The 11,933-nt window shown below is 61.8% G+C and carries 10 protein-coding genes; 8 read left to right on the forward strand and 2 right to left on the reverse strand.

Translation table 11 applies throughout. From position 1 onward, the window contains the following. Positions 1-8 precede the first annotated feature (8 nt). A complete protein-coding gene (gene olsB, locus OQK_RS04555) occupies positions 9-764 on the forward strand; it encodes an L-ornithine N(alpha)-acyltransferase (protein ID WP_016771324.1) in 756 nt (251 codons plus the stop codon). Further along, complete coding sequence (locus OQK_RS04560) at positions 764-1,558, forward strand: lysophospholipid acyltransferase family protein (protein WP_016771325.1); 795 nt, start codon at positions 764-766, stop codon at positions 1,556-1,558. Before olsB ends, OQK_RS04560 begins: the two co-directional genes overlap by 1 nt. Positions 1,559-1,663: 105 nt before the next feature. On the opposite strand, the gene OQK_RS04565 is transcribed toward OQK_RS04560, so the two are convergent. Then, positions 1,664-2,248: an acyl carrier protein phosphodiesterase gene (locus OQK_RS04565; protein ID WP_016771326.1), complete on the reverse strand. Its 585-nt coding sequence runs from the start codon at positions 2,246-2,248 to the stop codon at positions 1,664-1,666. A gap of 168 nt (positions 2,249-2,416) precedes the next feature. Between OQK_RS04565 and OQK_RS04570 the strand changes: the two genes are divergently transcribed. Genes OQK_RS04570 through OQK_RS04580 form a run of 3 tightly spaced genes read left to right on the forward strand, consistent with a single transcriptional unit; the run spans position 2,417 to position 5,003 of the window. Beyond that, entirely contained in the window at positions 2,417-2,719 is a 303-nt protein-coding gene (locus OQK_RS04570) for an ArsR/SmtB family transcription factor (protein ID WP_016771327.1), read from the forward strand. A gap of 34 nt (positions 2,720-2,753) precedes the next feature. After that, entirely contained in the window at positions 2,754-3,920 is a 1,167-nt protein-coding gene (locus OQK_RS04575) for an MFS transporter (protein ID WP_016771328.1), read from the forward strand. 33 nt (positions 3,921-3,953) lie between these two features. Further along, positions 3,954-5,003, forward strand: coding sequence for an alkene reductase (locus OQK_RS04580; protein WP_016771329.1), 1,050 nt, complete (start codon positions 3,954-3,956; stop codon positions 5,001-5,003). A 211-nt stretch (positions 5,004-5,214) separates the two neighbouring features. Here OQK_RS04580 and emhR read toward each other — a convergent pair whose 3' ends face one another. Then, positions 5,215-5,847 (reverse strand): efflux system transcriptional repressor EmhR, encoded by a 633-nt coding sequence (emhR, locus tag OQK_RS04585; protein ID WP_016771330.1) that lies wholly within the window; start codon positions 5,845-5,847, stop codon positions 5,215-5,217. A gap of 266 nt (positions 5,848-6,113) precedes the next feature. Here emhR and emhA point away from each other — a divergent pair, with 266 nt between their 5' ends. From emhA to emhC, 3 genes are read left to right on the forward strand one after another with little or no spacing between them, the layout of a single operon-like run. Next, positions 6,114-7,271, forward strand: a complete 1,158-nt coding sequence (gene emhA, locus OQK_RS04590; protein WP_016771331.1) for an efflux RND transporter periplasmic adaptor subunit EmhA — start codon at positions 6,114-6,116, stop codon at positions 7,269-7,271. A gap of 3 nt (positions 7,272-7,274) precedes the next feature. Continuing rightward, entirely contained in the window at positions 7,275-10,439 is a 3,165-nt protein-coding gene (gene emhB, locus OQK_RS04595; protein WP_016771332.1) for an efflux RND transporter permease subunit EmhB, read from the forward strand. After that, positions 10,436-11,896: an efflux RND transporter outer membrane subunit EmhC gene (emhC, locus tag OQK_RS04600; RefSeq protein WP_016771333.1), complete on the forward strand. Its 1,461-nt coding sequence runs from the start codon at positions 10,436-10,438 to the stop codon at positions 11,894-11,896. Before emhB ends, emhC begins: the two co-directional genes overlap by 4 nt. The last annotated feature ends 37 nt before the right edge of the window (positions 11,897-11,933 follow it).

Genomic DNA, 11,933 nt, shown 5'->3' on the forward strand with positions numbered 1-11,933 from the left:
AGATTCACATGACGCAAATCGCCCGCATCAGCGACACCGGCAATGAACGCCGCCTGCAAGCCGAACGCCTGATCGGCGCCGAAGCCTTGCAGCAAGCCCAGGCCCTGCGCTTCGCCGTCTTCAGCGGCGAGTTCAACGCCAAACTGAAAGGCGCCGAACTGGGTCTGGACATGGATGATTATGATGTTCACTGCAGCCACATCGGCGTGCGTGATCTGAATACCGGGCGCCTGGTCGCCACCACGCGTCTGCTCGATCACACCGCCGCCAGCAGCCTCGGCAAGTTCTACAGTGAAGAGGAATTCAGCCTGCATGGCCTGGCGCATCTGCAAGGCCCGATCCTGGAAATCGGCCGCACCTGCGTCGATCCGGCGTACCGCAACGGCGGCACCATCGCCGTGCTCTGGGGCGAGTTGGCCGAAGTGCTCAATCAAGGCGGCTACAGCTATCTGATGGGTTGCGCGAGCATCCCGATGCAGGACGGCGGCATTCAGGCCCACGCGATCATGCAGCGTCTGCGCGAACGTTACCTGTGTACCGAACACCTGCGCGCCGAGCCGAAAAATCCGCTGCCGACGCTGGATATCCCGTCTAACGTCATCGCCGAAATGCCGCCGCTGCTCAAGGCCTACATGCGCCTCGGGGCGAAGATCTGCGGCGAGCCGTGCTGGGACGAAGACTTCCAGGTCGCCGACGTGTTCATCCTGCTCAAGCGCGACGAACTCTGCCCGCGCTACGCCAAGCACTTCAAGGCGGCGGTGTGATGAGCCGGTTGCGGGTGTACGCGCGAATCGCGCGAGTGCTGCTGGTGGTGACGCTGGGGCTGACCATGGCCAGCGTCTTCGGCGTGTTCGAACGCATCGGTCTGGCGCACTCGATGGAGCGGCGCCAGCGCTGGTCGCGCTTCTTCATGGCGCGGCTGAGCAATGCCCTGCCGTTTCGCGTGAGCGTGCATGGCGAGCTGCCGAAACAGCCGATGCTGTGGGTGAGCAATCACGTGTCGTGGACCGACATTCCGCTGCTGGGCATGCTCACGCCGCTGTCGTTTCTGTCCAAGGCCGAAGTGCGCACCTGGCCGGTGGCCGGCTGGCTCGCAGCCAAGGCCGGCAGCCTGTTCATCCGCCGTGGGTCGGGCGACAGCCAGTTGATCCGCAAGCAAATGACCCGCCATCTGCAAACCGAACATGCGCTGCTGATGTTCCCCGAAGGCACCACCACCGATGGCCGTTCGCTGCGCACCTTTCATGGTCGCCTGCTGTCGGCGGCGATCGATTCCGAAGTGATGCTGCAACCGGTGGCGATTCGTTATCTGCGCGACGGTGAAATCGACACGCTCGCGCCGTTCATTGGTGACGATGACCTGCTCTCGCACTTGATGCGCCTGTTCAGCCACGACTGCGGCGATGTCGAGGTGCATCTGCTCAAGCCAATAGAGTGTCAAGGCCGCGAGCGTGCGGCGCTGGCGTTCGAAGCGCAGCAGGCGGTGCAGAAGGTGTTGTTTGGCGAGGTGGCGAAACCTGCCGAACCGCGTCGCGCAGGCGATTTGATAGCCGCCTGAAAATACAAATCCTCTGTGGGAGCGAGCCTGCTCGCGAAGGCGTCGTGCCATTCAGCATCTATATTGGCTGAGACACCGCATTCGCGAGCAGGCTCGCTCCCACATTCAGATCTTCAGTGGATCAGAGTTTTGTGCGAAATCCTGCAGTTGCGGATAAAACAGGCTGAAGTCTTCACTCAGCGGCTCATACAACCGCCGCAACTCCGCCATCGCCCCGGCCAACTCCTCGGGCCTGGTCAGGCGTCGCGAGATCCCGCGCAGCACCTGTTCCAGCACCTCGAATTCGCGATACGAGCCCAGCCAGTCGTTGGCGACCATGTGCGGGGCGATCTTCGCCAGCCGTTCCGGCAACTGTCGTTCGCGGGACAGCACGTGATAGACGTCTGCGGTGAACTGCTCCAGCGGTCGGTCGGCATACAGCGTCCAGTCCCGCGCCAGGCAATGATCGAAAAACACATCGAGGACGATCCCGGCATAACGCCGCCGCGTCTCGGTAAAGCGCCCCAAAGCAATGTCGACCAGTGGATGGCGATCGGTGAACACGTCGATTCGCCGATGCAGGGCGATCGCCGCCTCCACTTCCGGGGCGAACTGGCCTTGCAGCCGACCTTTGACGAAGTCGCCATACAGGCTGCCGAGTAACTGACCGGGGCGCTGGCCGCCGAGATGCAAATGCGCGAGATAGTTCATGGGCGCAGCTTAGCACTGGGTTCGGACATTCAGCACCCTCGTATCGTTATAACCCGATATAGCGATTTACGCGTTCGTCAGACCGAATTCATATTGGTATATCGCGATCCAACGATTTAAAGTTCGTCCCATCGCGATATATCGCTACTGCCAACACGAGCCCAAGCCATGAACCTCGACCTCGACGAAATAATAAAAGCCCTGGCGCACCCAGTACGGCGAGACATCCTCAACTGGCTGAAGGACCCGAAAGGCGAATTCCCCGAGCAGTTGCACAACCACGAGTACGGCATCTGTGCCGGGCAGATCGATCAGCGTTGCGGCCTGTCGCAATCGACCGTGTCGGCACACCTGGCGACGTTGCAACGGGCCGGGCTGATCAGCAGCCAGAAGGCCGGGCAGTGGCATTTTTTCAAACGTAACGAGGACGTCATCCAGGCGTTTCTCAGCACCCTCAGTAAAGAGCTCTGACCCTTAACGTCAGCCAGCCGACAAGGAAACCTGCATGCCCCTTTCGCTTCTCATCCTCGCCCTGAGCGCCTTCGCCATCGGCACCACCGAGTTCGTCATCATGGGCCTGCTGCCCGACGTGGCGGCGGACCTCGGCGTGTCGATTCCCGGCGCCGGCTGGCTGGTCACCGGTTACGCCCTGGGCGTGGCAATCGGTGCTCCGTTCATGGCGCTGGCCACCGCGAAGCTGCCGCGCAAGGCCGCGCTGGTGGCGTTGATGGGCATCTTTATTGTCGGCAACCTGCTCTGCGCCATCGCCAGCGACTACAACGTGCTGATGTTTGCCCGGGTCGTCACCGCGCTGTGTCACGGCGCGTTCTTCGGCATCGGCTCGGTGGTGGCGGCCAATCTGGTCGCGCCGAACAAACGTGCCTCGGCGGTCGCCTTGATGTTCACCGGTCTGACCCTGGCCAACGTGCTCGGCGTACCGCTGGGCACCGCATTGGGTCAGGAAGCCGGCTGGCGTTCGACCTTCTGGGCGGTAACCGTCATCGGTGTGATCGCGCTGATCGGCCTGATCCGCTTTCTGCCGGCCAAGCGTGACGAAGAGAAACTCGACATGCGCGCCGAACTGGCCGCCCTCAAAGGCGCCGGCATCTGGCTGTCGCTGAGCATGACCGCGCTGTTCGCCGCCTCGGTGTTTACCCTGTTCACCTACGTTGCCCCACTGCTTGGGGAAGTCACCGGTGTGTCGCCACGTGGCGTGACCTGGACCCTGATGCTCATCGGTCTGGGCCTGACGGTCGGCAACATCATCGGCGGCAAACTCGCCGACAAAGGCATGGCCGCCACGCTGATCGGTGTGTTCATCGCCATGGCCGTGGTGTCCACGGTGCTGAGCTGGACCAGCGTTGCGCTGATCCCGACTGAAATCACCCTGTTCCTCTGGGCCACCGCCTGTTTCGCCGCTGTGCCGGCGCTGCAAGTCAACGTGGTGACCTTCGGCAAGGCTGCGCCGAACCTGGTTTCGACCCTGAACATCGGCGCCTTCAACGTTGGCAACGCCCTCGGCGCCTGGGTCGGTGGCAGCGTCATCGCCCACGGCTACGGCCTGACCAGCGTGCCACTGGCCGCCGCCGCGCTGGCCGTACTTGCCCTGCTGGTGACCCTGATTACCTTCCGCCAGAACGGCAATGCCGAGCTGGCGCCTGCTTCCAACTGATCAACTTCCTTAATTAAAGAGAGGCTTTTAGACATGGCGACTATTTTCGACCCGATCAAACTCGGCGACATCGAGCTGAACAACCGCATCATCATGGCCCCGCTGACCCGCTGCCGCGCCGACGAAGGTCGTGTGCCGAACGCGCTGATGGCCGAATACTACGTACAACGCGCCTCGGCCGGCCTGATCCTCAGTGAAGCCACTTCGGTAACGCCGATGGGCGTCGGCTACCCGGATACCCCGGGCATCTGGTCCAACGATCAAGTGCGTGGCTGGGCCAACGTGACCAAGGCGATTCACGGCGCCGGCGGCAAGATCTTCCTGCAACTGTGGCACGTTGGCCGCATTTCCCACCCTTCGTACCTGAACGGTGAAGCACCGGTCGCGCCAAGCGCCATCCAGCCAAAGGGCCACGTCAGCCTGGTCCGCCCACTGGCCGACTACCCAACCCCGCGCGCCCTGGAAACTGCTGAAATCGCCGACATCGTCGACGCCTACCGCACTGGTGCCGAGAACGCCAAGGCCGCCGGTTTCGACGGCGTGGAAATCCACGGCGCCAACGGCTACCTGCTCGACCAGTTCCTGCAAAGCAGCACCAACCAGCGCACCGACCAGTACGGCGGCTCGCTGGAAAACCGTGCGCGCCTGCTGCTGGAAGTGACCGACGCCGCGATCGAAGTCTGGGGCGCCGGCCGCGTTGGTGTGCACCTGGCACCGCGCGCCGATTCCCACGACATGGGCGATGACAACCTCGCCGAAACCTTCACCTACGTCGCCCGTGAACTGGGCAAGCGTGGCATCGCGTTCATCTGCTCGCGCGAAAAAGAAGGCGCCGACAGCCTCGGTCCGCAACTGAAAGAAGCGTTCGGTGGCCCATACATTGCCAACGAGAAGTTCACCAAGGAAAGCGCCAACGAGTGGCTGGCCAGCGGCAAGGCAGACGCGGTCGCGTTCGGCGTGCCGTTCATTGCCAACCCGGACCTGCCGGCACGTTTGCAGGCCGATGCGCCGTTGAACGAGCCGCATCCGGAGACTTTCTACGGTAAAGGTCCGGTCGGTTATATCGACTATCCGACCTTGTAATCAGGCTGTAGCGCAGAAATGAAAAAGCCCCGGACTTGTGAGAGTCCGGGGCTTTTTGCTTTTGGCGCAGGGTAAGAGCCTGCAAACACCGTTTCACAACAGCGACACAATTTCCCTACAAAATCCACGGCTGGCTACGTTTAAACTCCCCGCCGCAATAATCGGCCATGGCGGCTGATTGACATCCTGCCGGGCAATTGCGCATTTTGTTTCATTTGCGCAGGCTTGGGCTCAAGCGCAGCATGTCCAGCCCGGTGTCGACCCAGCGTTCAGCCTCGGCGTGCAGTTCGAAGCTGTCCGGGGCCAGCAGCCAGCCATACAGCAGGCCGTCGATGTAGGCATGAATGCTGATCGCCGCGCGGGCAGTGTCGAGATCTTCCGGCAACTGGCCGCGATTCACCGCATTACGCAGGGTCAGGCCGATGCGCAGGTTGCAATCGAGACTGGCCGTCCGGCGCTGCTGGCGCAGATCGCACATTTCATCGGTGAACTCGCACTTATGAAACAGAATTTCGTTGATGCGCCGGGTTTTCGGGTCCAGTGCAACTTGATGAAACAAATGAATCAGCAACTGCCGCATGCAGCCCAGCGGGTCCGGTTCGTCTTCGCTTTCGCTGGCCTTGGCCAGTTCATCCAGCGGTTCGTGCAGGCTGTCGAGCATGGCCTGGACCAGATCGGCCTTGTTGCTGAAATGCCAGTAGATGGCGCCACGCGTCACGCCGGCGAGGGTCGCGATGTCCGCCAGGGTGGTGCGGGCAACCCCCCTTTCATAGAAGGCTTTCTCGGCCGCTTCCAGGATCTGGCTGCGGGTTTCCTGAGCTTCCTCTTTGGTACGACGGACCATGGCAGTAAAACCTCAAACAGGATGTTTCAGGGATGGCTGAATATCCGCTGAATAAAGAGGGGGCGATCTCTCGTGAATCGGCTCCCCGGCCTACAATTTCAAACCTTGCGACGACTTTTGTATCAGGGTGGGTACGCGGCGCAGGTGTTTACAAACAACCATGAACGTAAGTATATTACTTAGCAAGCTACTTATCCACCCGGTGCCCGATTTTTACTCTTTCACACTTCTTGTGCGCTTCTTGCGCGCCTGACCCGAGGATCTTCATGCAATTCAAGCCAGCTGTTACCGCTCTGGTCACTGCCGTCGCCCTGGCATCGCTGCTCAGCGGATGTAAAAAGGAAGAAGCGGCCCCAGCCGCTCCGCCTCCTCAGGTCGGCGTCGTCACCCTGCAACCACAAGCCTTTACCCTGACCTCGGAACTTCCGGGCCGCACCAGTGCGTTCCGCATCGCGGAAGTTCGCCCGCAGGTCAACGGCATTATCCTCAAGCGTCTGTTCAAGGAAGGCGCCGACGTCAAAGCCGGCCAGCAGCTGTATCAGATCGATCCGTCGGTCTATGAAGCTACGCTGAAAAGCGCCGAAGCCGAGCTGCGTTCGACCAAGTCGATTTCCGACCGCTACAAGCAACTGGTCGACGAACAGGCCGTGAGCCGTCAGGAATACGACACCGCACTGGCCAACCGCCTGCAATCGGAAGCATCGTTGCAGAGCGCGCAGATCAACGTGCGCTACACCAAAGTCTACGCGCCGATTTCCGGCCGTATCGGCCGCTCTTCGGTCACCGAAGGCGCACTGGTCAGCAATGGTCAGGCCGATGCGATGGCAGTGATTCAGCAGCTCGACCCGATCTACGTCGACGTCACCCAGTCGTCGGTGGAACTGCTGGAGCTGCGCCGCGAGCTGGAAAGCGGCCGTCTGCAGAAGGCTGGCGACAACGCCGCTGCGGTCAAGCTGACCCTGGAAGACGGCAGCCAGTACAAGCTCGACGGCAAGCTGGAATTCTCCGAAGTCTCGGTTGACCAGACCACCGGCTCGGTGACCCTGCGCGCGGTGTTCCCGAACCCGGATCACACCCTGCTGCCAGGCATGTTCGTTCACGCCCAGCTGCAGGCCGGCGTCAACAGCGCAGCGATTCTCGCGCCGCAGCAAGGCGTGACCCGCGACCTCAAAGGCACCCCGACGGCACTGGTGGTCGGCGCTGACAACAAGGTCGAGCTGCGTCAGCTCAAGGCCAGCCGCACCGTCGGCAGCCAGTGGCTGATCGAAGACGGCCTGAAAGCCGGCGATCGTCTGATCACCGAAGGGCTGCAGTACGTCAAACCGGGCGTCGAGGTCAAAGCGACCGAGGCGACTAACGTCGGCACCAAGAACCCGGCCCCCGCACAGGCAGCTGACAAAGCCGCCGGCGGCAAAGGGGAGTAACCCATGTCAAAATTCTTCATCGACCGTCCGATTTTCGCCTGGGTAATCGCCCTGGTGATCATGCTGGTCGGGGCACTTTCGATCCTGAAATTGCCGATCAACCAATACCCGAGCATTGCGCCAACGGCCATTGCGATTCAGGTGACCTACCCAGGCGCGTCCGCACAAACCGTGCAGGACACCGTGGTACAGGTCATCGAGCAACAGCTCAACGGTATCGACAACCTGCGTTATGTGTCGTCGGAAAGTAACTCCGACGGCAGCATGACCATCACCGCGACCTTCGAGCAAGGCACCAACTCCGACACCGCGCAGGTCCAGGTCCAGAACAAGCTGAACCTGGCCACCCCGCTGCTGCCGCAGGAAGTGCAGCAACAGGGTATCCGCGTGACCAAGGCAGTGAAGAACTTCCTGCTGGTGATCGGCGTGGTGTCGCGTGACGGCAGCATGACCAAGGACGACCTGTCCAACTACATCGTGTCGAACATGCAGGACCCGATCTCGCGGACCGCCGGTGTCGGTGACTTCCAGGTCTTCGGTGCGCAGTACGCGATGCGCATCTGGCTCGACCCGGCCAAGTTGAACAACTTCAACCTGACCCCGGTCGACGTGAAAAACGCCATTGCTGCGCAGAACGTCCAGGTATCGTCCGGTCAGCTCGGTGGCTTGCCTGCCGTGCAGGGCCAGCAACTGAACGCGACGATCATCGGCAAGACCCGTCTGCAGACCGCCGAGCAGTTCAAGGAAATCCTGCTCAAGGTCAACAAGGACGGTTCGCAGGTTCGCCTCAAAGACGTGGCTGAAGTCGGCCTCGGCGGTGAGAACTACGCGATCAGTGCCCAGTTCAACGGCAGCCCGGCTTCCGGTCTGGCGGTGAAACTGGCCAACGGCGCCAACGCCCTCGATACCGCCAAAGCGCTGCGCAACACCATCGACAGCCTCAAGCCGTTCTTCCCGCAAGGCATGGAAGTGGTGTTCCCGTATGACACCACCCCGGTGGTGACCGAGTCGATCAAAGGCGTGGTGCACACGCTGGTCGAAGCGATCGCGCTGGTGTTCCTGGTGATGTTCCTGTTCCTGCAGAACTTCCGCGCCACCGTCATCACCACGATGACCGTGCCCGTGGTACTGCTCGGTACGTTCGGCATCCTCGCCGCCGCCGGTTTCAGCATCAACACCCTGACCATGTTCGGCATGGTGCTGGCCATCGGTCTGCTGGTGGATGACGCCATCGTCGTGGTGGAAAACGTCGAGCGGGTGATGAGCGAAGAAGGCTTGTCACCGAAGGAAGCGACGAAGAAGTCCATGGGCCAGATCCAGGGCGCACTGGTCGGTATCGCCCTCGTGCTCTCGGCGGTACTGCTGCCGATGGCATTCTTCAGCGGCTCCACCGGTGTGATCTACAAGCAGTTCTCGATCACCATCGTGTCGGCCATGGCCCTGTCGGTACTGGTTGCCCTGATCTTCACCCCGGCGCTGTGCGCAACCATGCTCAAGCCGATTCCGAAAGGCGAGCACGGTACTCCGAAGAAAGGTTTCTTCGGCTGGTTCAACCGCAACTTCGACCGTGGCGTACGCAGCTACGAGCGTGGCGTCGGCAACATGCTGACCCGCAAGGCGCCGTATCTGCTGGCGTACCTGTTGATCGTCGTGGGCATGATCTGGCTGTTCACCCGCATTCCGACCGCGTTCCTCCCGGAAGAAGACCAGGGCGTTCTGTTCGCTCAGGTGCAGACCCCGGCCGGTTCCAGTGCCCAGCGCACGCAGGTGGTGGTGGATGAAATGCGTGAGTACCTGCTGCGTCCGAACAAGGACGGCGGTGAGGCGGACGCGGTCGCTTCGGTGTTTACCGTGACCGGCTTCAACTTCGCCGGCCGTGGCCAGAGCTCGGGTATGGCGTTCATCATGCTCAAGCCGTGGGGCGAACGTAACGCCGACAACAGCGTGTTCAACCTCGCTGCGCGTGCCCAGCAACACTTCTTCAGCTTCCGCGACGCGATGGTGTTTGCCTTCGCCCCGCCAGCGGTTCTGGAATTGGGTAACGCCACCGGTTTCGACGTGTTCCTGCAGGACCGCGCCGGTATCGGTCACGAAAAACTGATGGAAGCGCGCAACCAGTTCCTCGGCATGGCGGCGCAAAGCAAGGTGCTGACCCAGGTGCGTCCGAACGGCCTGAACGACGAGCCGCAGTTCCAGCTGGAAATCGACGACGAGAAGGCCAGTGCCCTCGGCATCACCATTAGCGACATCAACAACACCCTGTCGATCGCGCTGGGCAGTAGCTACGTCAACGACTTCATCGACCGTGGTCGGGTGAAGAAAGTCTACGTGCAGGGCCAACCGGACTCGCGCATGAGCCCCGAAGACCTGAAGAAGTGGTACGTGCGCAACGCCGAAGGCACCATGGTTCCGTTCTCGGCGTTCGCCAAGGGCGAGTGGGTCTACGGTTCGCCGAAGCTGGCGCGCTACAACGGTGTGGAAGCGGTCGAGGTCCTCGGGGCTCCCGCGCCGGGCTACTCCACCGGTGAAGCGATGGCTGAAGTCGAAGCGATTGCCAAGAAGCTGCCGTCCGGTGTCGGTATCTCCTGGACCGGTCTGTCCTACGAGGAACGTCTGTCCGGCTCGCAAGCGCCAGCGCTGTATGCCCTGTCGCTGCTGATGGTGTTCCTGTGTCTGGCGGCGCTGTATGAAAGCTGGTCGATTCCGATCGCGGTCATGCTCGTGGTACCACTGGGGATCATTGGTGCACTGATGGCTACCAGCCTGCGCGGTCTGTCCAACGACGTGTACTTCCAGGTGGGCTTGTTGACGACCATCGGTCTGGCGGCTAAAAACGCCATTCTGATCGTCGAATTCGCCAAGGAACTGCATGAACAGGGACGCAGCCTGCGTGAAGCGGCAATTGAAGCCTGCCGCATGCGTCTGCGCCCGATCATCATGACCTCGCTGGCCTTCGTTCTCGGTGTTGTGCCGCTGGCGATTTCCACCGGCGCCGGTTCAGGCAGTCAGCACGCGATCGGTACCGGCGTGATTGGCGGTATGCTCACGGCCACGATCCTGGCGATCTTCTGGGTCCCACTGTTCTTCGTTACTGTGTCGTCCATCGGTCAGCGCAAAAAGACCGACGCGGATGAGACTACTGAAACTCCTAAAGAGGCTGGCCAATGAGCAAGTCGCTACTCTCCATCGCAGTCGCCGCCTTCGTGCTGAGCGGTTGCTCGCTGATACCTGACTATCAGCAGCCTGAGGCTCCGGTCGCAGGCCAGTACCCGCAGGGGCCGGCATATTCGCCGGCCCAGGCTCCGGCGCAAGCCGCTGCCGAACAGGGCTGGAAGCAGTTTTTCCATGACCCGGCCCTGCAACAGCTGATCCAGGTCGCCCTGGAAAACAACCGTGACCTGCGTGTCGCGGCGCTGAACATCGACGCTTACGCGGCGCAGTACCGCATCCAGCGCGCCGACCTGTTCCCGGCAGTGTCGGCCAATGCCGCCGGCAGCCGCCAGCGTCTGCCGGCCCGTGCCTCGCAGACCGGCGAGTCGATGATCAGCAGTTCGTATTCCGCCACCGTCGGCGTCAGCGCCTACGAACTCGACCTGTTCGGTCGGGTGCGCAGCCTGAGCGAGCAAGCGCTGCAACAGTACTTCGCTACCGAGGAAGCACGCCGCAGTACGCAGATCAGTCTGGTCGCCAACGTCGCCAACGCCTACCTGACCTGGCAGGCGGACAAGGAACTGCTCAAGCTGACGCAGGACACCCTCGGTGCCTTCGAAGAAAGCTACAAGCTGACCAGCCGCAGCAACGAAGTCGGTGTGGCTTCGGCGCTGGATCTGGCGCAGTCGCGCACTTCCGTGGAAAACGCCCGGGCGCAACTGGCGCGTTATACCCGCCAGGTCGCGCAGGACGAAAACAGCCTGACTCTGCTGCTCGGCACCGGTATTCCGGCCAACCTGCAAACGGCCAAACCGCTGTCCGATGATCTGCTCAGCGACGTGCCGGCCGGTCTACCTTCGGACCTGCTGCAACGTCGTCCGGACATCCTCCAGGCCGAGTACAACCTGAAGGCGGCCAACGCCAACATCGGTGCGGCCCGTGCAGCGTTCTTCCCGAGCATCAGCCTGACCGCCAACGCGGGCAGCCTGAGCCCGGACCTGTCCGGCCTGTTCAAGGGCGGTTCGGGGACGTGGCTGTTCCAGCCGCAGATCAACCTGCCGATCTTCAACGCCGGCAGCCTGCGCGCCAGCCTCGACTACGCCAAGATCCAGAAGGACATTGGCGTGGCGAACTACGAGAAGTCCATCCAGACCGCCTTCCAGGAAGTCGCCGACGGCCTCGCCGCTCGCCAGACCTACACCGAGCAGCTGCAAGCGCAGCGTGACTTCGTTCAGGCCAACCAGGATTACTACCGCCTGGCCGAACGTCGCTACCGCATCGGCGTCGACAGCAACCTGACCTTCCTCGATGCCCAGCGTCAGTTGTTCAGCGCACAACAAGCGCTGATCACCGACCGCCTCGCGCAGCTGACCAGTGCGGTCAACCTGTACAAGGCCTTGGGCGGTGGCTGGAATGCGCAGACCGCGCAGAACGAAGCGCTGAAAGAAGAAGCGCCGAAGATGAAGCTGTTCTGATCATCGGCTGACTACATCAAGCCCACCATTTCGGTGG

The organism is Pseudomonas sp. R62 (assembly GCF_000257605.1).
Lineage (GTDB): Bacteria > Pseudomonadota > Gammaproteobacteria > Pseudomonadales > Pseudomonadaceae > Aquipseudomonas > Aquipseudomonas atacamensis.

Excerpts from the sequence above, each read along its gene's own strand:
- olsB (WP_016771324.1), top strand. The coding sequence starts at position 9 with ATGACGCAAATCGCCCGCATCAGCGACACCGGCAATGAACGCCGCCTG.
- OQK_RS04560 (WP_016771325.1), top strand. The coding sequence starts at position 764 with ATGAGCCGGTTGCGGGTGTACGCGCGAATCGCGCGAGTGCTGCTGGTG.
- OQK_RS04565 (WP_016771326.1), bottom strand. The coding sequence starts at position 2,248 with ATGAACTATCTCGCGCATTTGCATCTCGGCGGCCAGCGCCCCGGTCAG.
- OQK_RS04570 (WP_016771327.1), top strand. The coding sequence starts at position 2,417 with ATGAACCTCGACCTCGACGAAATAATAAAAGCCCTGGCGCACCCAGTA.
- OQK_RS04575 (WP_016771328.1), top strand. The coding sequence starts at position 2,754 with ATGCCCCTTTCGCTTCTCATCCTCGCCCTGAGCGCCTTCGCCATCGGC.
- OQK_RS04580 (WP_016771329.1), top strand. The coding sequence starts at position 3,954 with ATGGCGACTATTTTCGACCCGATCAAACTCGGCGACATCGAGCTGAAC.
- emhR (WP_016771330.1), bottom strand. The coding sequence starts at position 5,847 with ATGGTCCGTCGTACCAAAGAGGAAGCTCAGGAAACCCGCAGCCAGATC.
- emhA (WP_016771331.1), top strand. The coding sequence starts at position 6,114 with ATGCAATTCAAGCCAGCTGTTACCGCTCTGGTCACTGCCGTCGCCCTG.
- emhB (WP_016771332.1), top strand. The coding sequence starts at position 7,275 with ATGTCAAAATTCTTCATCGACCGTCCGATTTTCGCCTGGGTAATCGCC.
- emhC (WP_016771333.1), top strand. The coding sequence starts at position 10,436 with ATGAGCAAGTCGCTACTCTCCATCGCAGTCGCCGCCTTCGTGCTGAGC.